The organism is Paenibacillus sp. 2003 (assembly GCF_031455635.1).
In the GTDB taxonomy this organism is placed as follows: Bacteria; Bacillota; Bacilli; order Paenibacillales; family Paenibacillaceae; genus Paenibacillus; species Paenibacillus amylolyticus_B.
Map to the genome: position 1 here is coordinate 203991 of NZ_JAVDTB010000009.1, position 24436 is coordinate 228426.

At 46.9% G+C, this 24436-nt stretch carries 28 protein-coding genes; 24 read left to right on the forward strand and 4 right to left on the reverse strand.

Annotated features, from left to right (window positions below; translation table 11 throughout):
• The first annotated feature begins 102 nt into the window (after positions 1 to 102).
• Entirely contained in the window at positions 103 to 828 is a 726-nt protein-coding gene (locus tag J2X75_RS26120; protein WP_036607001.1) for a pirin family protein, read from the forward strand.
• A 152-nt stretch (positions 829 to 980) separates the two neighbouring features.
• On the opposite strand, the gene J2X75_RS26125 is transcribed toward J2X75_RS26120, so the two are convergent.
• Entirely contained in the window at positions 981 to 1205 is a 225-nt protein-coding gene (locus J2X75_RS26125) for a DUF1128 domain-containing protein (protein WP_017692283.1), read from the reverse strand.
• Between the two features lie 159 nt (positions 1206 to 1364).
• Between J2X75_RS26125 and yyaC the strand changes: the two genes are divergently transcribed.
• The 5 genes from yyaC to J2X75_RS26150 all read left to right on the forward strand — a co-directional run bounded on the left by yyaC (position 1365) and on the right by J2X75_RS26150 (position 7860).
• The gene (yyaC, locus tag J2X75_RS26130; protein ID WP_307542165.1) at positions 1365 to 1922 is read left to right on the forward strand and encodes a spore protease YyaC; all 558 of its coding nucleotides are present in this window, start codon (positions 1365 to 1367) and stop codon (positions 1920 to 1922) included.
• Between the two features lie 60 nt (positions 1923 to 1982).
• The gene (locus J2X75_RS26135) at positions 1983 to 2774 is read left to right on the forward strand and encodes an alpha/beta fold hydrolase (RefSeq protein WP_036607004.1); all 792 of its coding nucleotides are present in this window, start codon (positions 1983 to 1985) and stop codon (positions 2772 to 2774) included.
• A 271-nt stretch (positions 2775 to 3045) separates the two neighbouring features.
• Positions 3046 to 3750: a DUF6483 family protein gene (locus J2X75_RS26140; RefSeq protein ID WP_310341778.1), complete on the forward strand. Its 705-nt coding sequence runs from the start codon at positions 3046 to 3048 to the stop codon at positions 3748 to 3750.
• Positions 3751 to 3845: 95 nt separating this feature from the next.
• Positions 3846 to 5093, forward strand: coding sequence for a class I SAM-dependent methyltransferase (locus J2X75_RS26145; RefSeq protein WP_307542169.1), 1248 nt, complete (start codon positions 3846 to 3848; stop codon positions 5091 to 5093).
• Between the two features lie 187 nt (positions 5094 to 5280).
• Complete coding sequence (locus tag J2X75_RS26150; RefSeq protein WP_310341781.1) at positions 5281 to 7860, forward strand: O-antigen ligase family protein; 2580 nt, start codon at positions 5281 to 5283, stop codon at positions 7858 to 7860.
• A 463-nt stretch (positions 7861 to 8323) separates the two neighbouring features.
• On the opposite strand, the gene J2X75_RS26155 is transcribed toward J2X75_RS26150, so the two are convergent.
• The gene (locus J2X75_RS26155; RefSeq protein ID WP_310341784.1) at positions 8324 to 8671 is read right to left on the reverse strand and encodes a dehydrogenase; all 348 of its coding nucleotides are present in this window, start codon (positions 8669 to 8671) and stop codon (positions 8324 to 8326) included.
• A 160-nt stretch (positions 8672 to 8831) separates the two neighbouring features.
• On the opposite strand from J2X75_RS26155, the gene uptA reads away from it, so the two are divergent.
• The 17 genes from uptA to J2X75_RS26240 all read left to right on the forward strand — a co-directional run bounded on the left by uptA (position 8832) and on the right by J2X75_RS26240 (position 22336).
• A complete protein-coding gene (gene uptA / locus J2X75_RS26160) occupies positions 8832 to 9446 on the forward strand; it encodes an undecaprenyl phosphate transporter UptA (RefSeq protein WP_036607012.1) in 615 nt (204 codons plus the stop codon).
• Between the two features lie 2 nt (positions 9447 to 9448).
• Positions 9449 to 10018: a thioredoxin family protein gene (locus J2X75_RS26165; RefSeq protein WP_017692292.1), complete on the forward strand. Its 570-nt coding sequence runs from the start codon at positions 9449 to 9451 to the stop codon at positions 10016 to 10018.
• 6 nt (positions 10019 to 10024) lie between these two features.
• The gene (locus tag J2X75_RS26170; RefSeq protein WP_124118100.1) at positions 10025 to 10657 is read left to right on the forward strand and encodes an MBL fold metallo-hydrolase; all 633 of its coding nucleotides are present in this window, start codon (positions 10025 to 10027) and stop codon (positions 10655 to 10657) included.
• A 340-nt stretch (positions 10658 to 10997) separates the two neighbouring features.
• Positions 10998 to 11243, forward strand: coding sequence for a hypothetical protein (locus J2X75_RS26175; protein ID WP_307542173.1), 246 nt, complete (start codon positions 10998 to 11000; stop codon positions 11241 to 11243).
• A gap of 98 nt (positions 11244 to 11341) precedes the next feature.
• Positions 11342 to 11872 carry an RNA polymerase sigma factor SigY gene (sigY, locus tag J2X75_RS26180; protein ID WP_149846803.1) on the forward strand — a complete coding sequence of 177 codons (531 nt, stop codon included), beginning with the start codon at positions 11342 to 11344 and terminating at the stop codon, positions 11870 to 11872.
• A gap of 2 nt (positions 11873 to 11874) precedes the next feature.
• On the forward strand, positions 11875 to 12210 hold the full coding sequence (locus tag J2X75_RS26185; protein WP_124118098.1) for a YxlC family protein: 336 nt from the start codon (positions 11875 to 11877) through the stop codon (positions 12208 to 12210).
• Positions 12203 to 12433 (forward strand): hypothetical protein, encoded by a 231-nt coding sequence (locus tag J2X75_RS26190; protein WP_179198630.1) that lies wholly within the window; start codon positions 12203 to 12205, stop codon positions 12431 to 12433. The genes J2X75_RS26185 and J2X75_RS26190 overlap by 8 nt, the downstream gene beginning before the upstream one ends.
• Before the next feature lie 132 nt (positions 12434 to 12565).
• Positions 12566 to 12949, forward strand: coding sequence for a hypothetical protein (locus tag J2X75_RS26195; protein ID WP_024631336.1), 384 nt, complete (start codon positions 12566 to 12568; stop codon positions 12947 to 12949).
• A 205-nt stretch (positions 12950 to 13154) separates the two neighbouring features.
• Positions 13155 to 13442, forward strand: a complete 288-nt coding sequence (gene gatC / locus J2X75_RS26200; protein WP_036607033.1) for an Asp-tRNA(Asn)/Glu-tRNA(Gln) amidotransferase subunit GatC — start codon at positions 13155 to 13157, stop codon at positions 13440 to 13442.
• A gap of 27 nt (positions 13443 to 13469) precedes the next feature.
• Complete coding sequence (gatA, locus tag J2X75_RS26205; RefSeq protein WP_036667997.1) at positions 13470 to 14927, forward strand: Asp-tRNA(Asn)/Glu-tRNA(Gln) amidotransferase subunit GatA; 1458 nt, start codon at positions 13470 to 13472, stop codon at positions 14925 to 14927.
• A 26-nt stretch (positions 14928 to 14953) separates the two neighbouring features.
• Entirely contained in the window at positions 14954 to 16393 is a 1440-nt protein-coding gene (gene gatB, locus J2X75_RS26210) for an Asp-tRNA(Asn)/Glu-tRNA(Gln) amidotransferase subunit GatB (protein WP_062836483.1), read from the forward strand.
• 96 nt (positions 16394 to 16489) lie between these two features.
• Positions 16490 to 16954: a GNAT family N-acetyltransferase gene (locus J2X75_RS26215; protein WP_036607041.1), complete on the forward strand. Its 465-nt coding sequence runs from the start codon at positions 16490 to 16492 to the stop codon at positions 16952 to 16954.
• A gap of 32 nt (positions 16955 to 16986) precedes the next feature.
• The gene (locus tag J2X75_RS26220) at positions 16987 to 17697 is read left to right on the forward strand and encodes an MgtC/SapB family protein (protein ID WP_017692302.1); all 711 of its coding nucleotides are present in this window, start codon (positions 16987 to 16989) and stop codon (positions 17695 to 17697) included.
• A 147-nt stretch (positions 17698 to 17844) separates the two neighbouring features.
• Complete coding sequence (locus J2X75_RS26225) at positions 17845 to 18438, forward strand: hypothetical protein (protein WP_074096431.1); 594 nt, start codon at positions 17845 to 17847, stop codon at positions 18436 to 18438.
• A gap of 26 nt (positions 18439 to 18464) precedes the next feature.
• Positions 18465 to 19874 (forward strand): DUF4097 family beta strand repeat-containing protein, encoded by a 1410-nt coding sequence (locus tag J2X75_RS26230; RefSeq protein ID WP_310341804.1) that lies wholly within the window; start codon positions 18465 to 18467, stop codon positions 19872 to 19874.
• A 167-nt stretch (positions 19875 to 20041) separates the two neighbouring features.
• Positions 20042 to 20464: a peroxide-responsive transcriptional repressor PerR gene (perR, locus tag J2X75_RS26235; protein ID WP_026081471.1), complete on the forward strand. Its 423-nt coding sequence runs from the start codon at positions 20042 to 20044 to the stop codon at positions 20462 to 20464.
• A gap of 141 nt (positions 20465 to 20605) precedes the next feature.
• A complete protein-coding gene (locus tag J2X75_RS26240; RefSeq protein WP_310341809.1) occupies positions 20606 to 22336 on the forward strand; it encodes a glycosyl hydrolase family 18 protein in 1731 nt (576 codons plus the stop codon).
• A gap of 264 nt (positions 22337 to 22600) precedes the next feature.
• Here the strand turns inward: J2X75_RS26240 and J2X75_RS26245 are convergent, their stop codons facing one another.
• Positions 22601 to 22981: a DUF2614 family zinc ribbon-containing protein gene (locus tag J2X75_RS26245; RefSeq protein WP_310341812.1), complete on the reverse strand. Its 381-nt coding sequence runs from the start codon at positions 22979 to 22981 to the stop codon at positions 22601 to 22603.
• A gap of 122 nt (positions 22982 to 23103) precedes the next feature.
• On the opposite strand from J2X75_RS26245, the gene J2X75_RS26250 reads away from it, so the two are divergent.
• Positions 23104 to 23982 carry a nucleotidyltransferase-like protein gene (locus J2X75_RS26250; protein WP_307542196.1) on the forward strand — a complete coding sequence of 293 codons (879 nt, stop codon included), beginning with the start codon at positions 23104 to 23106 and terminating at the stop codon, positions 23980 to 23982.
• A gap of 246 nt (positions 23983 to 24228) precedes the next feature.
• On the opposite strand, the gene J2X75_RS26255 is transcribed toward J2X75_RS26250, so the two are convergent.
• The coding region (locus J2X75_RS26255; RefSeq protein WP_310341816.1) for a hypothetical protein at positions 24229 to 24436 on the reverse strand (208 nt) is incomplete at its 5' end.

Genomic DNA, 24436 nt, shown 5'->3' on the forward strand with positions numbered 1-24436 from the left:
GGTAAAGATGACATACCAACTGGTATTCATCTATACAATTCATATACACGCATGGACTGCCGCGGTAATGTGGCAGCTCTAAACTCTTGGAGGTGGATGAACATGATTAAAGTGGTGACATCGGAAGAAAGGCACACGTCGGATCGAGGTTGGATACACAGTGAATTCAGCTTTTCCTTTGCGGATTATGATGATCCAAGCAACGCCCATTTTGGCTGTCTGTTGGCTCATAATGAAAACACGCTGATGCCGCAAGAAGGCTTTAAGAAACATCCACATCATGATCTTGAACTTGTCAGTTATGTCATATCAGGTACACTCAAACATACGGATAGTATGGGAACAGAACAATTGCTTGAACCGGGTACGGTCCAGGTGATGAGTGCGGGGACGGGAGTGGAACACTCCGAGACCAATCCGTCAGCGGATGAACCGGTACGTTTCCTCCAGATGTGGTTTTTGCCATCGGAGCGTATGCTGAAACCTTCCTATACGAATCGGAGAATAGAGCCGCAGGAGCACTTGAATCGTCTATGTCCGATTGTATCCGGGCAAGGGGGAGAGGGAAGCGAAGGCGCATTGCCTATTTCCCAGGATGTAACCTGTTACCTCTCCCATTTGGAGTCCGGGAAAAAGTTGATGTACCCGCAACACGAAGATCGACGGACACATCTTTTCCTGATCAGTGGGCATGTAGAGATTCATTGTTCGGATGGTAACTTCAACCTCAAGCCGGGCGATGCCGCACGAATTCGCAAAAGCTGTGATCTGCAAATCACGAGCACAGACAGTGAACCTGCCGAATTTGTTTTGGTTGACCTGCCTTAAGGATGGGATGTATTCCTTAAAAGATAGTCTGGAAATATAAATATGTGAAAAAGGACCTGTTCCCACGGTGATGTGGAAACAGGTCCTTTTTAGGCTTGCTTTTGAATAGGACTTCATAGAAGAAGTCGCAAATGATCAAAAGCAACACTTTGCTAAGATTTACGAAGATTACCCAGTTCCGAAGCGACAGCTTCCACTTCAGAGATACTGAGATGTTCCTTGCTCAAAATCATTTCATACAGGTCAAACAGATCTTCATATTTCTCAAGTGGGAATGAAGAAGCTTGCATGGCGGCACCGCTTGCCATACGAAGTTTGGTTTTGATCGCTTCAATCATATATTCCATATTGGCTGCTGTTGCTTGTGTTAAATCCATCGTTAAGTTCATCCCTTCCGTATCGGAAACTCTTGTTATTGTATCATGATTGGAAGCGCTCAGGCTAATGCTTTTGCGAGGAAACCAAGCATCGGTTACAATGATGGATACAACAACAGGATTTAAACGGAAACCTGATTGTACTGGAGGGAATACAGCTTGGCAGCCTATAAGCGAGAAATGGTTCGTCATCAAGGAAGGGAAGTCCGCAAAGGCGTGCCTGCAGAGAATCTGGTCTTATTTTTCAAAAACATCGTTCAACTTCATTCTCCAGCTGAGATCACGTTTGTCTGCATCGGTACGGATCGTTCCACCGGGGATGCTCTGGGTCCACTGACAGGAAGTTTACTGCAAGAGAGCGGAATGGAGAACGTGATTGGCACACTGTCTTCCCCTTGTGATGCAGATACGCTGGAAAAGAAATTGGCACTTATTCCTGCGCACCATGCCATCATAGCGATTGATGCATGTCTGGGTCCAAAGCATGCGGTAGGTACATACTATCTCTCGAATAACCCACTCATTCCGGCCCAATCGGTCGGAGGCAAGCTACCCCCTGTTGGACAATACAGTGTAGCGGCTGTGGTTAATGCCAATGGACCAAGGCCCTATTCCATTTTGCAGATGACCTCGCTTCACTTCGTCATGGGGATGTCCCGAACGATTGCAGACGCCGCAATTGAAGCATGGAAATGGAGACAAACGTTTCATTCATGATATGTAGGCTTAATAATATACAACCTGAATTATTTAATTCGCGCAGAGAGAGGGATTTATATGGAAAAAGTGATGTGTGATGGAACGACGATTTGTTATGCCGAACAAGGTAAGGGAGAAGCACTCATTTTGCTCCACGGATACTGTGGCAGTTCATCGTATTGGGATGAGGTCGTACCTGAACTGGCACGCAGCTATCGCTGTATCGTACCTGATCTGCGTGGACACGGAAAAACAGATGCACCTGTAGGAAGTTATACCATCGAACAGATGGGCAACGATGTATTACAGTTGATGGATGAGTTGAATGTGGAAAAAGCGGTCCTTTTGGGACACTCGATGGGTGGATACATTGCGCTTTCGATTGCGCAACGTCACCCTGAGCGTTTGAATGCATTTGGTCTGATTCATTCGACAGCCTATCCGGACAGTGAAGAAGCCAAGGAAAAACGCCTTCGTGCTGTATCCACCATTCAGACCGAAGGTATCGTGAATTTTGTAGATGGACTGGTTCCCGGACTGTTTGCACCAGAACATGTGGAATCGCTATCTAAGCATGTAACACGTGTGAAGGAAATTGGTTACCAGACTGCTCCTCAAGGTGCTGTTGGTGCTGCACTTGCTATGCGAGAACGTCCGGATCGCCGCGATGTGTTATCGGCTACACCTTTACCTGTATTGCTGGTTGCGGGAGAAAAGGATGCTGTTATCCCGCCAGAACGTACATTTACAAGTGACAAGCCACATATCGTGCAAGCCGTAATTGCGGGTGCAGGTCATATGAGCATGTATGAAGCTCCTGAAGAGTTAATTCAGGTCATTAAACAATTTATGGCTGGATTATCGAAGTAATTGATGAAGTGATTTATGTTGATTTTATTAAAATATAGTTTGGTTTCTGGATGATTCAACCTCTCGTGGAGGAGGGGTATCCAGTTCCATTTCAACCGAACCCCTGCCACGTCCCTTTGGGATAGGCAGGGGTTTATTGTGTTCATGGCCAGAGCAAAGACACGCGTGTCTTGTTTTTGGCTTTTTGTCATGGCATGAATTAAAATAAATATAAAGGAACGATATTAGGGCGATTGAATGTATAGGGTCGAATGATGAGGGGGCATACAGCATGTTCAGAAAAGATTATCTGCTCCGCATGATGGAGGAAATGACTGAAGCAATTGGCAAAGTGTTCACGCTCAAACAGCAACGTAAGCACACCGAGGCATTGTCTGAACTGGATGAGCTGATGCGCAGGCAGTTTGGGTTGAACTTATCGCTACTGAACTCATTGCCAGCAGAGGATGTTATTGAAATGTTCCGTTTTCGCGGAATGATTGAGGTAGACAATCTGCAGCAAGCCGCGAGGCTGATTGAAGAAGAGGCTTACATTTATCAAGAGAAGGCCAAAGTGGAAGGCATCGATGATCAGGAGAGAATGGACGCAGAGGATGAGGCTGTCATTCGATTGATGAGGTCACTTCATTTTTACCTGTATGCATTGAATCATGGCGCTAATCCCAAGTTATTAGACGCACCGGAACGGGTTGAGGGTGTGTTGGGGCTTACGAAAGAATATGAACTCCCTGCTCGAACCGAAAGACAGCTTGCCCTGTATCGTGAACAACAAGGGCGTTATGACCAGGCAGAGAACAGTTGGTACAGACTGCTCCAGCTTGGTGATGAATTCCCGGTGAGCTACCGAGATGATGTACAGGCGTTCTACGAAAGGTTGAGCCAACTCACGGATGAACAGCTGGAGCAGGGCGGTTTGCCACGTAACGAAGTTGAAGAGGGGTTAGCTGAACTAAGTCGTCAAGAGATGAGCTCCTAAATATGGATTGGATCAAGGCCTGTTACATGCCTTTACTTGGAGAGGGAACGGAATTGTGGTATGGTAACGGTTGACCAAACCAAACCGAAAGTGAGATGTACCCCGTGGATTCATTGCGAAAGCTTATACAAGACATCTTTGAACAGAATTCGCTGATTACAGCGACCTGGAGCCAGCTGCGCAGACGGGACAATGTCTCGTATACCAAAGTGCAAGTCAAGCCGGTGACACTGAAGAATCAGCTGCATTATCAATTTGCATTCCATTATAACAACAAAGTGCTGCACGAGAATTTGACTCCGGCTGAAGCGGCAGAGCGCATGACTTTGTTATGCGAAGAGACGTTTCGTCAAGGGCTGCTCTGTACGACCGAGGCAGACTATCAAATTTTGATCAGCAAAAAATATAAAGTATCCATCCTGACCAAATCTGCTTCCAAAACTGCGGTGGATCTGTCGCATAATCGCAAGAAGCAATATGTATTGGAAGAGGGAGTACCCGTATCGTTCCTCGTTGAACTTGGTATTATGAACGAAGAAGGTCGTGTGCTGGCCCGCAAATATGACAAGTTCAGACAGATCAACCGTTTCCTCGAAATGGTGCAGGATGTCATTCCACATCTGCCGGAAGGACGTCCACTGACCATCGTTGACTTTGGTTGCGGGAAGTCTTATCTGACATTTGCGTTATATCATTATCTGTCTGTACAACAACGGCGTTCACTCAAGATTATTGGGTTGGACTTGAAGGCAGATGTAATTGAACACTGTAATGATCTGGCTAATCGATTGCATTATGGCGATCTGAAGTTTCTGGTTGGAGACATCGCGGACTACGATGAATTGAATGAAGTGGATATGGTTGTCACGCTTCATGCCTGTGACACAGCTACCGATGCTGCTTTGGAGAAAGCAGTTCGTTGGGGGGCTTCTGTGATTCTGTCTGTTCCTTGCTGTCAGCATGAACTGTTTGATCAAGTAGAGGCTTCCGTGATGAATCCGTTGTTGTCCCATGGCATCCTCAAGGAACGTTTTTCCGCACTGGCTACGGATGGGATTCGTGCCAAGTTGCTTGATCTGATGGGATACAAGACACAATTGCTTGAATTCATCGATATGGAGAATACGCCTAAAAACATATTGATTCGTGCTGTTCGCGGTCAGGCCGGCGAAGTGACGGAGATGTGGAATGAATACACAGCTTTCCGAGATTTCATTCATGCCGATCCATATTTGGAGCGGGCTTGTGCCGATTTGCTCCCTGGCGATGGCAAGCAGGCCGGCGGGAGATCAAAATCGAGCAAAGAAACCGTTCAAGATTCCGCAAATTGCGACCTTTGCTGAGTGTGCCAATGACAACCAAGGGACATACTGCAATTAGGGTCCCTGGATGTAAAATGATATTCAATGCACATACTTCGTAGCAAGCAACATCATAACTGTCAGATGTATATCAGGCAGAAGGACCCGTTATCGGGATCTTCTGTCTTTTTGTTATGCATATGGAGCGGTGGAAGGAGGGTGGATAAGGATGAAGAATAGGACAATGGATAAGGGAGCTGTAAGGGATAGACGAGGGTATGCGGTGAATGTGATGGAACAGGCGTTTGACGGGTCTCGCCATGCAGAGGGTACAGATTATGTAGATAACAGGGACTTATGTAATGTGGGCAGTAAGGGTAGTAAAGTCAGTACATATAATAGGGAAGATACATACAACAAAGATGATACGTATAAAAAAGATGATAAAAATAATCCAAATGGAGCTATTCAGACCGATGCGTCAGGGAGTTTTTCTCAAAGTTTGAGGTGTAAACGTTATTCAGGATCTGGGTGGACTGTTGGGGTGGGCATACTCTCCATTGTCTTGCTGCTTGCAGGATGTCTGAGTCGGGGACTGTACTATTCGGCTGATCTGTATCCGGTCATTCTGATTGCAGCAGGAAGTATATTGATCCTGTTTTTTCTTTTTTTTGTCGGTATTCGTCCACAGAAGGCGAGTGAACGAATACCCGTGTCATGGGTACAGGGTCAGAGGAACATCGAACGAATCGTTGAGAAAATATTTCGATTTCCGGGGATGTGGCGGGTATTGTGGCCGCTGGGGATGATGACATGTTTTGGGCTACATGCATGGGCAGGCTCGGTGAGTAAACAGGGCAGCATGGATGAAATGCTGCGGTGGTGCCTGCTTGGGATGTTTACTCTGCTCACCGCAATACTGGCTGCGCGCACGAATGCTGCACGTTGGTTAGCCTGCGGTTGGCAGATGGCAGGCGGCTTGCTTGTGCTAAGCGGCATCCTTGCCGTGTGCGGGATATTGCCGCTGCCCTTCGGGGTGATGCGGACTGCTGACCCCGAGATCAGTTCCGCCGGAGCAAGGCTCGGCGGATTATTGCAGTACCCTAATGCGTACGGTGCCGTTGTTGGCATGTACGCATTGGAGCGGCTGACAGCCGCCGCGCGAGTCATAGCCCGGCCTGTGCCGGCCGGGCGACTCATCGCGGCAGTGCTGCCGCTCATGCCCGCGCAAGCCGCGTTCCTGCTGAGCGAGTCGCGCGGCGCTTGGCTGGCGACCGGCTGCGCCGCGGTCGCCGCCTTTGCTTTGCAGCGGCGCGGTGCCCGCCTGCCGCTGCTGCTGGCCACTGCCGCGCCACTGGCGTGCGCGGCCTGGCTGTACCGCCAGCTGGCTGCTGCCCAGCTGGCGCCTGCACCCGTGCCCGGCCTGCTGGCACTGGCCGGGGCATGGGCAGCTGCGCTGCTCGGCACGCTGCTGCTGTGCCGTCTATGGCACAGCGGCGCCGCCAAGGCTCCGCGCGCCGCTGCCCTGACGGCCATCGTGCTGGCGGGAGCCGCCGCCGCACTGATGGCCGTGGCCTCCACCGCCGATCGCCTCGCGGCGGGTGTCGGCACTGGGGTGTCCCGCCTACAGATGTGGCGGGACGCCCTCCAGCTGTGGACCGAGGCCGCATGGCTCGGCCACGGGGGAGATACATGGCGCAACATGTTTCGCGCCATTCAATCCTCGCCTTATGTCGGAGGCGAGGTCCACAACGGCTTGCTCGATCTCGCCCTGGACACGGGCATGATCGGCATCCTGGTTGTCGCAGGGTGGTTTCTCCTCACCCTGCGAAGCATCTTTCATTTTGCACCGCAGCTCTTTCCATCCGTGCTTGTTTTTGGTCTGCATGGGGCGATGGACTTTGACTGGAGCTTTACATTATTTTGGATGCTTTTCATCTGGCTTGGTGCTTGGGCAACTGCATTGAAGACGGAAACAGAGGGGGTCCAGCGATCCGGCGTAACATTGAAATACACTCCCATCAGATCCAAATCGGGATCTAAATTGGGATCTAAATCCAGATCCAGATTTCTTTTCTTGCGATCTCTATCAATCCACACCCGTTTATTATATGTCCCGATGTGGCGTTCCTTCTTTCATATTCTTCAGCGAGTAACTGCTTGGCTAATAAGGGTATCGACAGTGATGATCATCCTTTTCTGGATTGGTGGAACAGTCTGGCTGACCTCCCGATATGTAGTAGCAGAAGTGCAGTACCGTCAGGCGATGTCTGAACCGGATGGCACTCCAGCACAGAAGGTGCATCTTATGGCTGCTTTTCAATCGAATCCGAATCGACCCGATATCGTGATATCCCTTGCACGATCCCTCCCGGGACGAGAAGCAGAATCACTCCTTTTGAACAGCTTGTCCCATTCCCCGATGCATCCTCAGATTTACATCGAACTGGGACGATTGGCAGCCCAATTCGGCGAAGGACAGCAGGCTGGAGAATATTTTGAACAAGCGATCGCATTGAATCGGTATGATGGCATTGGCCAATCCACGGCTTTGTATTGGATGGAGCAGGCAGCGCGGCGGGAATGGAAGGCAGGATATAGAGATCGAGCCCGACAGACTGCCGCCGCTGGTGTACAGATGTATGAACGGTATCAACTGCTGGCTGAGGAAGTGGAAGCAGGAAACGTTCGCAATGATCGTCGTTTTGTACTGGAAGAACATGCTCCAGGCTATGGAGAGAACTTGCGCAGGATTGCTACAGCTTTTTCTCCTCCGTTTACTCCAGAGTTGACCAAGCGGAGCCCTTGAATGACTGATGGATCTTGACGTTTACCCAAGCTATATGATGATGTATGTCAGCGTCTAAAAAGTCTGAGAGTCCAAGCTGGTGCTCCTTGCGGATGGGTATACGATTTTTTAAGGAACACAGGACGTCTTATTTGGCCTTTAGCTCCTCTTTTCAAATTCTAAGGAACATCAGACACGTTATTTCCCGAAATTTCCTAACAAAAACCCTATAAAAGTCAAAAAATTCCGATATAACGTGTCTCAGATTCCTTAGATTTCTAAGAGTGCTTCAAATCCTTGAATAAGACGCCTCAGATTCGTTACCACTCGTGGGCTTGAGCATGAAAAATTACTCGGTGTTTATGTTCATAATCCCAGTTTATGTTCATGCTCCCCATGGTGGTCGGCTCCATGCTCTGCTCCAACCGCAAGCCAGAGGTGCCCCCGAATTCCACCCAGAGCGAAGCTTTTCATTCCTCCATTCCTACAGACGATACCCGCCAAATGCATGCTGAAACGCATCTTTTAGTGGTTCAACATCTACTTCCCACATCGCGGCGATCTCTGCACTGACATCCGTGTTCCACCACTCACATAATTTCTTGCGGTTGTCGCGATTCTCCCCAATCCAGAGCAGATTAGCAATCACCTTACCGTAATAATATTCTTCCGCCTGCTTCATCCGTTCGGGAGAGACATATACTTTTAGCCTTTTGGCTGTCCGGTACAATTCTTTGCTGCATGCCCGGCGAATTCCTCTGGCGGAAGGAAGGTTTTGACCAGATTGCGTATGTTTGACCGGCGGAGAACCGGGTGTTGACTTGTGTGACATCTTCTCACGCTCCTCTCCCCATACCATATGCGGACTGCTGCGAACGGGACACTATCCCAACCTCGTGAAGTAGCAACGTCCACAGCCCTGTGATAAAATAGGGACGAACATCCATGGTGCGGAGGGGCACCGCCAATCAGGATGGAGAAAGAGGGTTGAGATGGACTTTATTCATAACCTTGTTGGCCAATTGTTCGATTGGATTCAAAGTCTTGGATACTTTGGAATCATGCTTGGATTAATGTTGGAAGTTATCCCAAGCGAAATTGTGCTGGCGTATGGAGGTTTTCTCGTTTCACAAGGTAATATCAACTTCTTCGGTGCTATGATTTTTGGAACGGTGGGCGGTGTGATTGCCCAGTTATTTATTTACTGGATTGGCCGTTATGGGGGCAGACCTGTACTTGAACGCTACGGTAAATACATACTCATCCAGAAAAAACACATCGACCATTCCGAGGAGTGGTTCCGCAAGTATGGTACAGGTGTCATTTTTACAGCGCGTTTTGTTCCGGTGGTAAGACATGCAATCTCCATCCCGGCTGGCATCACGAAAATGCACACAGGCAAATTCATCTTGCTTACTACACTCGCTGTTATACCTTGGACTGCATTGTTTATATATTTAGGGATGATTCTTGGAGATCAATGGAAGCATATTGATGAGAAAGCGGCACCATATGTTATGCCTATTTTGCTTGTCGCTCTCGCCCTTATGATCGTTTATGTACTTATTAAATGGATGAATGTTCGTAAAAAGAAAGGAAGTGTCTAGTCATGGGTAAACCCAACTTGTCTCACAAATTCGGTAAAGGTCTGCCACCGAAGGATTTTATCGAGAGTATGACCAAGAACCAAAGTGAATTCCAAGCCAATTATGATAGCTTTACTTGGTCGAACGAAGAGGATCGTGAGTTTTTTGAGAGTCTGAACCATCGCGATGATCTGCGTGTGTTAATTCTGGCTGCTGACTGGTGCGGGGATGTTGTCCGAAATATTCCGGTTGTGTTCCAGGCGCTTGAAATTTCAGGAATCCCAACAGAAGTTCTGATCATGGAGAACCATCCGGAAGTGATGGATGAGTTCCTGACGATGGGTGGCCGTTCCGTGCCAGTCGTTATTTTTGCAGATACAGGTGGTCATGTGTTAGGTCAGTGGGGACCTCGTCCGCAGCATGTACAGGAAGTCATGATTGAATTCAAACGCCTTAATCCGGATCGTGAAGCAGCAGATTATCAAGAAAATTTGGCTGTAGCGCGTCAAGAGATTGGTAAACGTTATGGGGAAGGAACGGAGTCACATGCGGCCATTATCCGTGAGCTGCGTGAACTGATTTCGGGTTACTAAGCCGATATGCTTAACATTCGTACGTTTACACTAGGCCCGCTTCAGACCAATGCGTATCTCCTACAAGGAGATGATCCGGGCAAAGCTGTCATTATCGATCCAGGCATGAATCCAGGGCCGCTGCTTAAGGCGATCCAAGACTTGGAGATTGAAGCCATTCTCCTCACTCATGCTCACTTTGATCATATGGGCGGGGTAGATGAGATCCGTAAATTGAAGGGATGTCCCGTTTATCTTCATGACTTGGAGAGTGACTGGCTCACCACCCCGAAATTAAATGGATCTTTGAATTGGCCGCAGGCGACACCACCGCTTTCGACAGATCCTGCTGAATATGCCATGGACGAAGGGCAGAAGCTGAATCTGATTGGTCATATGTTTAAAGTGTTCCATACACCTGGACATTCACCAGGCAGTGTGAGTTTGCTTTGTGATAACGACCTGTTTGCCGGTGATGTGCTGTTCCGCATGGGTGTGGGCAGAACGGACCTGACAGGAGGGCGTGAACGGGATCTGATTGATTCAATCCAGAACAAGCTTTACACCTTTGCTGATGAGGTTAAAGTATATCCAGGTCATGGTCCCAAAACGACCATTGGTTATGAGAAACAGAACAATCCTTACGTGTCCGCAAGATAATCCGACATGATATGTGAAGAAAGTCTGGACAAGTGACAACTTTTTCATTAGAATAGCAATTAGTTGTTACAAGCGTTAAGGCATCATCTAACTGAAGCTTTACCAAGAAACACCCAACCTCGCGAAGCACGCAGACTGTGGTCTATACCCGGTTTGCGTTCTTTTTTTGTTTTCAGCCCCTTTTTAACACAGAATTAGCCTTTTTTATGCTACATAGAGATGCAAGATGCGCTTTATCACAAGCCAGTTTGATACCAATAGCAAGTTAGCAGCAAGTACAGATTGTTTAGAACGATGAATTTAAGAAATAGTAGATCATGAGAGAGTGGGGAATATCAAAGTGGAGAAACCAAGAGTTATTCCGTTGGGACAGCGTGTCGATTATTCGATCATTGAAGAAAACCGTCGCATATTGGAAAGTGGGAAAAGAGAAACGGGTACTGAGCAAGCTTTAATACATAACCCTAGCGTGGCCAATGAAATGATGAAGTCTCAGCAGAATATATGGACAAGCCGTGTTTTAAGAAACGGAGCCCGTAACCAACCGTGGTTCGACAAGCTGCAAGATTACCGGAATCAAGTCTGATTGCCCGGGAAATTGTCGGGTTTTAATTTAATTTCATTGAACGTTTTTGCAGAGTCAGTCGTATTAACTCCAGATTGAACGGAAAGCAGGTGATTTTCATGATAAAGGCAGCTGAACTCGAAGAAGTACGCAGAGCAGTATCGGGAGACGATAGCGCACTCGCAGCGTTGTTGCAACGTCACTACACGTTTGTGTATAAGTATCTTGTCAAAGTGACAATGGACGCTAACCTCGCAGAAGAGACGGTGCAGGATACGATGATTCGTTGTATGGAAAATATCCATCGATATGACGGCACGTCTGCCTTTTCATCATGGATGATCACCATTGCGACCCGGATCTATATCGATAAGACAAGACGTAAGAAGAGAGAACAGAACTGGCTTGCTCTCATCCGGGATCAGGCTGTACGTCGATTCCGCTGGCAGCTTGAGACTCGGAATGAAGAATGGACAGATGTCATGGATGCGATGACAAGACTGACACCTGAACATCGTGTTGCAGTGCTACTGAAGCATTATTATGGATACGGGTATGAAGAGATCGGGGAAATGCTGGGTATTCCTGCGGGAACGGTGAAGTCACGCACAGCTTATGGTCTCCGTCAGTTAAGAAAGGAGCTGGAATAAGGATGAGCAGATCAGATGATGCACAGGAACAAGAAGTTGTAGAACGTTTGCAGCAACACATGAAAGTGCTGGATGATGCATTTGAGCCGACAAGTATTCCTTCTTTGGGTGCACTTGAAGCCCAAGTCAGGGAACGGAGACAGATTAGACGTCGAGCCAATTGGATCGAGATGATATGTTTCTGGTTGGTTGGATTGCTTGCCATTGTGTTCGGTACATTATTGTTCGTATCTGCTCCAGCTCTATATTTAGGTATCCAGGCTCTTGGTACAGCTGTTGCGGTGATTTTGGCTGTGATCTGGGCCGGACGGCGCCGGAAGGAGGTTCGTCATGAATAAAATGCATTATTCATTGGATGAAATTTCTCCACTATGGCTTATATTGCTTGGCATTTTTCTCCTGGTTCAGGGCACATGGATCTTTCAGGACGCACGCAGACGTGGACGTTTCCCTTGGTTATGGGGATTATGGGGTATCACGGGATTTCCCACGCCGCTGATAATATATTGGTTTGTCGTAATTCGATCACAGCGCAAGCCAGGTGCACGAAATCCGAAATAACATCATTTTAAAAATGGAAAAAAAGATTTTGCACAAATATGTTGTTTAATTCTAGTATTCCTAGACATCGTTATTCTTTTCTAGTAGACTATACAAATAAATATTAATGATAGACTACCAGGAGGTTAGACGATGCTGCGATTAGGAGAGAAGGTTGTCATCGTCGCGGATGCGTTTGAGCAGAATCTTCCTGTGGGGGAATATGGTTTCATCATCGCTTATGACCGGAATCCGGACAATGCGTTCGATTACGTGCTTCGAGTGCCGCAGGTGAACCGGAACTTTTTTGTTCCATCCGGCGACGTCGATCTGGAAGAGGTTCTGCTGAAGCAGGAAGCTGAGCGGGTCGAGCGAGAAGCGTTGATAGATTACGCCCTTGCGACACACAATGAGAAGCTGTTTCATCATCTGATGAACGGAGATTTTCAAGCTGTGGAAGAGGAAGAGGAAACCGCGAACGATGTTATGTCACAGGCGGATTTTATAAAGCAGGTTAATCTGCGTGCATGGATCTAGAATTTTAAGAGTCGGCTGATGCCGGCTCTTTTTTATTTTATAAGTTTGATTTTAGCTTCCCGGAAGCCCGTCAGGTCATTTGCATTGAATTGTCGAACTATCTCACCTATAATGAAAAAAGTTATCTTGAGACTTTAGCCCGTTAAACGAGCGATTCGTTTCAGGTCGTTTCGGGAATCAGAACGAATGAAGGAGGCATCCGCTAGTGAGTATTTCGAATAATGACGTTCAGCATGTGGCCAAGCTGGCCCGGCTCAACTTGACTGCTGAAGAAGAACAGACCCTGACAGGTCAGCTGAACGCGATTTTAAAATATGCAGAAAAGCTGAATGAGCTGGATACGGAAGACATCGAACCCACCACTCACGTTCTGCACGTAAGCAATGTTATGCGTGAAGATGAGACCAAAGAAAGCCTGTCGATTGAACAGGTGATGCGCAATGCACCGGAAGAAGAAGACGGGCAGTTTAAAGTGCCTGCTGTAATGGAATAACGGATAACCGGAAGGAGGACAAAAACTGTGAGTTTATTTGAACAATCGTTGCCTGAGTTACATAACAAGCTGCATGCCAAAGAGCTGTCGGTCAGCGATCTGGTGGATCAGGCGTATCAGAACATTGGCGCGCATGATGATAAAGTTAAAGCATATTTGGCACTGGATGAAGAACAAGCACGCGCTCGTGCACGTCAACTGGATGACCGTCTGGTTAGCGGCGAGGAGAAAGGTTTGCTTTTTGGTCTGCCTGTAGGTATTAAGGATAACATCGTTACGAACGGACTGCGCACGACGTGTGGTAGCCAATTTCTTCGTAATTTCGACCCGGTGTATGACGCGACAGTTGTTGAGAAATTGAAAGCTGCGGACACCGTAACTATTGGTAAACTTAACATGGACGAATTCGCCATGGGCGGCTCCAATGAAAATTCAAGTTTCTCCCCTGTACGTAATCCATGGGCACTTGATCGTGTTCCAGGAGGTTCCAGCGGTGGTTCTGCAGCAGCTGTGGCTGCGGGAGAAGCGTACTTCACGCTTGGATCAGATACAGGTGGCTCCATCAGACAACCTGCTTCGTATTGCGGTGTTGTTGGATTGAAGCCAACGTACGGACTTGTTTCCCGCTTTGGATTGGTTGCATTTGCATCATCCCTGGATCAGATTGGTCCTTTGACGAAAAATGTTGAAGATTCTGCTTATGTATTGCAAGCTATTGCTGGTTATGACGCCAAAGATTCGACATCTGCAAAAGTAGAAATCCCGGATTATTTGAGCGGACTGACAGGTGATGTCAAAGGGCTTCGCATTGCTGTTCCGAAGGAATATATCGGTGAAGGCGTCGATCCACAAGTGAAAGAAACGGTTTTGTCTGCATTGAAAGTTCTTGAAGGACTCGGGGCAACATGGGAAGAAGTATCCCTTCCGCATACCGAATATGCGGTGGCTACGTATTACCTGCTGGCATCTTCAGAGGCTTCTTCCAACTTGGCTAGATTTGATGGCGTGCGTTATGGCGTACGTGCTGACAATCCGGATAACTTGCTGGATCTGTATCATCAGTCCCGCAGTCAAGGCTTTGGTCCGGAAGTGAAACGACGTATCATGCTCGGAACGTATGCACTCAGCTCGGGTTACTATGATGCCTATTATCTGAAAGCACAGAAGGTACGTACTTTGATCAAACAGGATTTCGACAATGTATTTGCCAAATACGATGTGATTATCGGACCAACTGCGCCAACTACGGCGTTCAAACTGGGTTCACAGGTGGATGATCCACTTACAATGTACTTGAACGATATTCTAACGATTCCAGTCAATCTGGCTGGTGTACCTGCTGTTAGTATTCCATGTGGATTCTCGGATGGATTGCCTGTTGGCCTGCAGATTATCGGAAAAGCCTTTGATGAAACAACCGTATTGCGTGTAGCGCATGCGTTTGAACAAAATACAGAATTCCACAAGCAGCGTCCGCAGCTGTAGACTGCCCGGAACGGAGGAATATAGAAATGTCCGCATCTAAATATGAAACGGTCGTTGGACTTGAAGTCCACGTGGAGTTGCATACCAACTCCAAAATCTTCTGCGGCTGCTCCACAGCTTTTGGAGCTCCGCCGAATACGCATACCTGCCCGGTCTGTCTCGGACATCCGGGCGTACTGCCTGTTCTGAATCGTCAGGCGGTAGACTACGCCATGAAGGCCGCGATGGCCCTGAATTGTACGATTGCTGATGTCAGCAAGTTTGACCGTAAAAACTACTTTTACCCCGACTCACCAAAAGCCTATCAGATCTCGCAATTTGATCAACCGATCGGTGAGAACGGCTGGATTGATATCGAAGTGAATGGTGAAACGAAACGAATTGGCATCACACGTCTTCACTTGGAAGAAGATGCAGGGAAGCTTACACATATCGATGGCGGATACGCGTCTTTGGTGGATTTCAACCGTGTGGGTACTCCACTGGTGGAGATTGTATCTGAACCTGAGATTTCCTCTCCGGAAGAAGCACGTGCGTATCTTGAAAAATTGCGTGCAATCATGCAGTACTGTGATGTATCGGACGTGAAGATGGAAGAAGGTTCACTGCGTTGTGACGCCAACATCAGTTTGCGTCCACATGGACAGGAGAAGCTGGGAACAAGAGCTGAGCTGAAAAACATGAACTCCTTCCGTGGTGTGCAGCGTGGTCTCGAATATGAACAATATCGTCAGGCTGAAATTCTGGATGATGGCGGTGAAGTGGTTCAGGAGACGCGTCGCTGGGACGAAGCTCAAGGAAAAACACTGTCGATGCGTGGTAAGGAACAGGCGCATGACTACCGTTATTTCCCGGACCCGGATCTCGTGAAGCTGCATATTGATGCAGCCTGGAAAGAGCGCATCAAGGCTACGATACCTGAGCTCCCAGACGAACGTAAAGCTCGTTACACGGCTGATTACGGATTACCTAGTTATGATGCAGAGGTTATTACTTCATCCAAGGCTATAGCTGATCTTTTCGAAGATAGCTTGAAATTCACTCAGGATGCCAAATCCGTATCCAACTGGATCATGGGCGACTTGCTGGGTTACCTGAATACGAGCAATCTTGAGGTGACTCAGGTCCCACTGACAGGTCAAGGTTTGGGTGAGATGATCGGACTGCTGGAGAAGGGCACCATTAACAGCAAAATCGCCAAAACGGTATTCAAGGAAATGCTGGAGAGCGGCAAGCTTCCACAGCAGATCGTTGAAGAGAAGGGTCTTGTGCAGATTAGTGATGAAGGCGCCATTCTTGCCATCGTTGAGCAGGTTGTAGCAAATAACCCTCAATCCGTGGAAGACTATAAAGCTGGTAAACAAAAAGCCATTGGCTTCCTTGTTGGTCAGGTTATGAAAGAAAGTAAAGGCAAGGCGAATCCCGCTCTAGCCAACCAACTGCTTGCAGATGTACTGAACCGCTAATCCTTCCGGTGAGGCCGGACAGAAAGAGGCTCGTCCCTGTGACAGCCTCTTTTTGGTATTGATAGATACAAATGTATTTTGGACGGGGGAACAGATATGAACATTCAACCATTGTCACTGAGTGATCTGGAGACGTTGGGACAGTTATGGAGACTACAACATGTAGCTTATCGATTGGAAGCCGAAATCATCGGATTTCAGGAGATTCCTCCTTTGATGGATACGATGGAGACACTTCGGGATTGTGGAGAGAGTTTTTATGGTTGTATCCATGATGACGGAGAGCTTATCGGGGCTGTCGCTGTAGCAGAGGAAGAGGAGAATACACTGACCATTACACGAATGATGGTGCACCCGGATCACTTTCGCAAGGGAATTGCGGCATCTTTGATGACCTATGTGTTGGAACAGCATGCGGATCTTCCGCGTTATATCGTCTCCACAGGAACGCTGAATCAACCCGCAGTGAATCTGTACACCAAATTTGGTTTTAATCCCGTGGAAGTCACACAGATTGCACCTGGAGTGGAATTAACGACTTTTCACAAGAATAAACTTTAATAATATTAACAACTTGAGGAGGAATACCGACTTTGGGCGATCCCTGGTTCATTGATGAGTGGCACATTTTATTACGATTATTGCTGGCTATGCTGCTTGGAGGGCTCGTAGGCCTGGAGCGGGAACGGTCCAATCATGCTGCCGGTTTGCGTACCCATATCCTGGTGTGTCTTGGTTCCGCACTGATTATGATGTTGTCTGTTTATGGCTTTAAAGATTTTGCTAATGAATTAAATGTAAGGATCGATCCAGCACGTCTGGCTACTGCTGTAATTACTGGTGTCGGATTCCTGGGAGCAGGGACAATTCTCTTCACGGGAAAATCCATTACCGGACTGACTACAGCAGCTTCAATCTGGGTTGTTGCAGCCATTGGGCTCGCAGCAGGTGCGGGATTCTTTTTTGCCTCTATCGTATCCACCGTTCTGGTATTACTTAATCTCTGGGTATTTAACAAATTAGAGCTAAGGTATTTACGAGGGAACAAACTGCATGTTGTTACACTTCATACCTTGTCAGAACCCGGTTTTCTCGAACAACTGTCTTCATGTATGGAGCAGGAAAAGATCAAAATTCGTAAAATTACCGTGAATGAACAAGACTTGGCTTATGCAGAGATGGTCTCGGTTGAACGTAAAATTGAGATTGTGTTACATGTTCAGGTACCGCATGATTTCCAAACGGTAGGCTTGGTATCCAAGTTAAGACAATGGGAACACGTTACCAAGGTGTCGATCGAATAAATGAATTACAACCCTCCCCAGGCCAGTAGTGCCGGAGGGTTTTTGGTCATATCCATATTTCTTCCAGTTACTCTCCTTGCTCTTTAGGGTACTATCTAACCAAATGCATGAAGAGCGGAAGGTCAGATCAGAAGAGAGGAGTATGTTATGAAACGGAGACGTCAATTGAACAAAAAGACCCGTTCAGTCCAGGCCAAACCGGTCAGAAATCGGACTCACAAGTTTATCGCGGGATTACTGAGTGCCATTATTCCTGGCCTGGGTCATATTTATCTGAGATTGTACATGAGAGGTTTGACCTTTATGCTGCTTGTTTTGCTTGATCTGTCAGCAGTATTGTACTTCTCATCTATTGGTATACAGATCAATGTGCCATTGCTCATCTTACTGGCTTTGTGTATCCCGGTTATTTACTTTTACAATGTATATGATGTGTTGCAATCTGCAGATTGGGTCATGATGCGCAGACGTAGAGCAGTGACGCAGGCAACTTCGGACAAGCCGATAACTAATGAACGTTCTACACGAGATGCAATGATGGTTTGGGAGAGAGGCATATCGTTTGGATTACTTCTGATTGTGGGAGGGTCTTTGATGGTGCTGTTTTTCCGCAAACCACGTTGGTTTCAAGAGCTTCTCGCCATGTACGGCGGATATTCATTTGCGGTTCTCATGATCGTAGGCGGTTTGCTTCTGTTTGGTCGTGAATTCTGGGTGATGTTGAACAAGAAAAAAATGTAGTGGAAACGATACAAGGAGGGAACGTGATGAACCGTAAAGTCCGGGTTGGCCGCTATACGGCTGCCGCCTTAATCATAGCGGTCGGTGTGCTGTTGATTTTGGATAAACGGTGGGGAACTGACTACGTATATGAGATGGTGGACTGGTGGCCATTTTTGCTCGTTGTTTTAGGTGTTGAATATATTGTGCTGTTCCTGTGGACACGCAGAAGAAACAAGGTGCAATCGGATAACCCGAGCAATCCTGATGAGCAAATCAAAGTACGTTTCAGACCCGATGCCAAAGGCATTCTGACCTCATTGATTTTGGCGGCATCCGTATTTATCGTCACCGAGCAGGATCACTACATGCACTTATGGAATAGAGTGAGTCTAAATCTCGGAGCGGCATCCATGGACTACAGTCAAGCGGCAGGATATATGGAGGATAAGGGCACGATTCGTGTACCTGTTCGCATGGATACGTCTGATCTTGTGGTCGAAGGTGTCAACGGAGATATCTCGGTACAACGCGGAGATACGGATGAGATTGAAGTACGGACGGTTATCTGGGTAGATCAGACGACGGAAGTACAGGCAAAGGCCGTTGCAGCAGCCTCTTTTGTAGAGACCGATGGTACAAAAGTAATTTATATCAAAGCTACAGGCAAGACGTATGGAGACAATGAAAAAACACAGCCACGTATGAATCTTACCATTACGATCCCGGATGATCGTCGTTTTAATCTGGATATTCGAACTTCCAATGGAGCCATATTATTAAACCGTCCGGAAGCCATTAGTACCATACTGGCAGAAACGGGTAACGGACGTATCCGGATTACCAATGCTGTTGGAGATATCTCAGGGAAAACATTGAACGGGGATGTCATTGTAGCCAATGCCATTGGTAATGTGGATCTGGACAGTAACCGTGGCGACATGAAGGCTCGCGGTATTTCCGGCGATGTAGATCTTGCTACACAAGTGGGAAGTATCAGTATTGTGGACTCCGTTGGTGAATTCACCGCAGAGACACGCAACGGCAATATTACGCTGGATGGAGCCAATCTGGGAATCAAAGCCCAATCGCTTAATGGCAGTATTAACATCGTATCTACCAAAGTCGGAGGGGACTGGGATGTGTACAGTGCGGTGGGAGCCATTAACGTATTACTTCCTGATCGTGGAGACTACAGTCTTGCCGGTTCCAGCAGTTATGGAGATCTAAGTACGGATCTGCCGTTCAAAGTACAGAATAAAACCATAGAAGGCCAGCTCGGTGAGGGCGAATACAGGGTGAAAATTGAAGGCAACAGTGATCTCACCATTCAGAGTAACCCGGCTGTATCTACACCTGAAACAGTTAAACCTGATTCTGAAGATACGGCTGAGAATCTGGAACAGACTACCGAGGACGGACCAAATTCCCAGGAGGATTCTACAGAGGTTCCTTGACTGCCGCGTTGACAATAAACTTGTAATCGCCGTACAATAAATGTACACTGGCAAGATTACACGGCATGAAAGATGGATTGTCGTTTTTAATGGCCGGGAATCAACTCTGAGCTAAGAGACAGTAACTTACTCTTCACCAGAGAATGAAAGGTAAGGCGGTGGGTTTTATGGCAACACGTGTCCAACATGCGTTGGAGCATCTGAAAACGACCGGTGTCCGTATTACACCCCAGCGTCATGCCATATTGAACTATCTGATGGAATCCATGGGGCATCCGACAGCCGATGAAATTTACCGAGCCCTTGAACCCCAATTTCCCAGTATGAGCGTGGCAACGGTATATAATAATTTGAAGATGTTTCTGGAAGCTGGCATGGTCCGGGAATTGACATACGGAGATAATTCAAGTCGCTTCGATGCCAATGTGACGGATCATTATCATGTTATCTGTGATCAATGCGGCAAGATTGAAGACTTCAGCTATCCTTCACTCAAAAGTGTAGAGCTTCAAGCGGAGTCTAGTACAGGATTCGAAGTACACGGTCACCGATTGGAAGTATATGGCGTTTGCAAAAGTTGCAGGGATTAAGAGAGTTGAATTACAATATTAACGTGCAGAATTCAGTATGGATTCTTCACGTTTTTTTTTTAGCATTTATGCAAAATGCTCATCTTTATAACAACTTATGCGCACATCCTTATGATCAGCATAATTAACGGAGGTAGACGTTTGGGTAGAAAAAGCAGATATACACGTCAGAAGCGACGTTCATTTTGGCCCGGTTTTCTCGGGGTTTGTCTGATCGCCGGGGGGGCTTACTGGCTTATAACAAATGTATGGTTGAACCAGACCCATGAAGACCCCGATTGGGTAGGAAGAAGCCAGCCTATTTTTGTAGATGGGCAACTGATGGATGGAGACGCTCTGGGTACAGGAGATCAACTCAAGTTGCCTGTAAAGGTGCTCCAAGAAGCAGTTGATGCGGGCATACGTTATGAACCAGAGTCAGGAGATATCATTATTGCCTCTCCTCAGCGAGTCCTTCATATGAAAGAGGATAGCACACAGGCGGAACTTAACCATAAGGATTATCCTATGACGGTTAAGCCGGATGTTAAGGACGGAGAAGCCTATATTCCGCTCAAACCTTTGAAAGAAGTATATGGTATAACCGTACAGGAAGATTCAGTAACAGGTGCTGTGCTGCTGATGCGTGGAGGAGACATGATTCAGTATGCAGAGATTGATACATTATCATCCAAAGCGGACAAAACGGTGCCGTTGTATAAACGTGGGGGAGAATCCTCACCAATCATTGCCGATATGGAAAAGGACGCACGGGTACGTGTATGGCAGACGGGGGATGAACAGAGTTTTGTTCAACTCGATAATGGGTATGCCGGATATGTAGATAATGATTATATTGTCCTCACCGAGAAAAAGAAGGTGGACTTGCCTAAATATACGCTGACTGCAGCAGAGAAGAAGTGGCAGAATAAACCGGTAAATCTGGTTTGGGAAGCCGTGTACAATCGTCAGCCTGATGTGGGCTCTATCGGTAAAATGCCTGGTGTGAATGTGGTCAGCCCTACATGGTTTCATATTACGGATGGACAGGGCACTGTGAAAAGCAAGGGAAACCAAGCTTATGTGAACTGGGCTCACCGTTCGGGTATGGAAGTATGGGGACTCATGGATAACAGCTTTGATCCGGACGTTACAAAAGAAGCTGTAGCTTCTTACGAGACACGCACTCATATTATTGAGCAGATGTTGGAGTATGCACAGACGTATCAACTGGATGGTATCAACATCGACTTTGAGAACGTGTATACAGATGACGGGCCGAATATTACGCAGTTTGTGCGCGAGATCAAGGCGATGGCTCGTATACATGGATTGATGTTATCAATCGATGTAACACCAAAATCGAACAGTGAGATGTGGTCTGCCTTTCTGGATCGCCGTGCATTAGGTTCTTTTGCAGACTATGTTATTGTGATGGCTTATGATGAACATTGGGCGGCCAGTCCCAAGGCAGGTTCGGTAGCATCTCTGCCTTGGACCGAGGCTTCCATGAGACGTATACTTGAGGAGGATGAAGTCCCTTCAAACAAGTTGATCATGGCGGTTCCACTCTATACCCGGATATGGACGGAAGAGACGAATGATCAGGGTGAGGTTAAAGTGTCTTCCAAAGCGGTGGGCATGAATGCCATTGTGGAGCTGATCCAAGAGAAGAAACTCAAACCTGAACTGGATCAGGCAAGTGGACAGAACTATGTGGAATATAAGGAAGACGGAGCTACCAAGAAAATATGGATCGAAGATGCCGTGTCCCTTCAGGCGCGGGTGGATTTGATTTCTTCGTTGAAGCTGGGCGGAGTAGCAGCATGGAATCGAAGTTTTGCTAATGCTTCTGCATGGGAGGTATTAAAGCAGGTTGGTTACCAGAAATAATTTACTCGAACTCAGAGTGTCTGCTTGCTCCAATTTATTTTCACTAAGTTCAAAGTTTCTCCTTGGATACCATCATACGTGCAGTCTACCGTTTTATTGATCGTAGAACTTATAACTTAACTTCATATTTTAGCTATTGATAACAGCAATAAGGGCTCACTTATAAGCCAAGTCCAAAAAAGGTCCGGTAAACATACCAGGCCTTTTTTTGTTCTTCAATGAAATTAAGGTAAAAGACATTTAGCGGTTGGAGATCATATCGTGCTAACCATCGGTGGGGGGAACTGTTGTAGAAGGCGCTTTCAGTTGTTGACTGGTCATGTTGGCCTTAGTAGGGTCCAGGGTGAGGATGGTATGACAGAACATACACCGATCCGTTTTGCCAAGCATTTTGGTTAACTTCCCGCATTCCGGACAGTCGACTTGTACTGCGCTGGTGGAGAGCATACCCGCCCAGAAATAAATTCCTAGACTGGCCATCATGGCAATCAGTCCGATGACGAGCCCAACAGCTGCGAATACCTTGCCTGCATGTCCCCAGAAAACAATCCCGGCTGTTCCCAGTATCATTAGGCCCATACCTAGCATGGTCAGTAGTAATCCCCAAGTGCGAAAAGCATTAATTTTTGCTGATTTAAAAATCATGAAAAATGCTCCTATCGTATGAGTAGTATTGGATCTGGAAAAGAAGGAAACTTCAGTCTGGATGTAGAATTACATTATAACTGACTTGGCGCTTATCTGCCATGAAATGTATGGAGGGAATCGTGGAATTAAAGAACCTTGCTTTTTTGTCCGAACAGTCGGAAGAGACAGGGGCAGTTGGGGCTATCGCTTATTCCCACCCGGGAGAGCGATTCCACGGCTCCCTAATTCAAGATTTCGAATTATTAGTACTTGTTGTTCATAATGATGATCAATTGAAGTCGGCAGTGGGACATTACAGATATGGTGATCTTCGTTATCAGATGATCTATACAAGCCGTCATGAATTAAAGAGTAGTGTAGTTACCGGAAATCATAATAATCTCACCCAGTGTCTGATTGAAGGTGAGATTATCTGGGAAGCGGACAGCGCCTTAAGTGATTTGCGAGAAGAACTGTCTACCTTTGGGGCAGAATTGCGTGAGCAGAAGCTGCTACATGAATTCACCAGTTTCTTGAGAATGTATGTGGAGGCCAAACGTCATATTCAGGAAGGTCATGTTGTAGACGCCTACTACAATGTATTAGAGGCTCTGGGGAACTGGGCAAGAATTGTATTGATTGAACAGGGGATATACCCGGATCATGCCGTCTGGACACATGTGCAGAATCTGGATCGCGCTTTATGGAAACTATATCAAGAGCTTACCGTAAGCTCGGAGACGCTAGAGCAGCGAGTAGAGCTTGTCCTGCTTGCCTGTGAGTTTTCCGTAATGTCCAAAATGAGTGAATGCTCAGAACTGCTGCTGCGTGTGTTAAGAAGTCGCAAGGAGCCGTGGAGCATGAATGAACTTGTTCATCATCCGCAGTTAAGATTTGTTCGAGAAGATCTGCCTTTGGTTATACGTAAGCTGGTCTTTCGTTCTATTGTAAAAGAATCGGCAGGATGGCCATCGATCGGAGGAGAGGGCCGGGAGATTCGGTATTGGATAGAGGCATAACCTCCTCCCGAAGCCCGACGCTATATTGATCACATAAGGGAGGGGAAACCTTCCTTTTTTGTTTGTTTAATAATTTATAAAAAGATGTTGACTCTCATTCACGATATATGATACATTATATTTCGTTCCTCAAACGAGATTATCGTCAACAAACGATAAATTCTTCAGAGGAAAAGTGAAGAACTAAAGCTTCCAAAAAAGAAATCAAAAAAAAGTTCTTGACGAAAACAAACGAAATGTGTTACATTATTTAAGTCGCCGCCGAAACTTGGTTGAGACGAAAAAGAAGTGAAACAAATCGTGTTTGATCTTTGAAAACTGAACAACGAGTGAGTGAACATTCTGCTTGCAGAATGAACGCAAAAGTTCGAGACAAGCCTTGGCTTGAATCGACTGGAGCACAAATGAGATTTTTAATCTCGTCAGATTCAAAATGAGCTTATCGCTCTTTTCA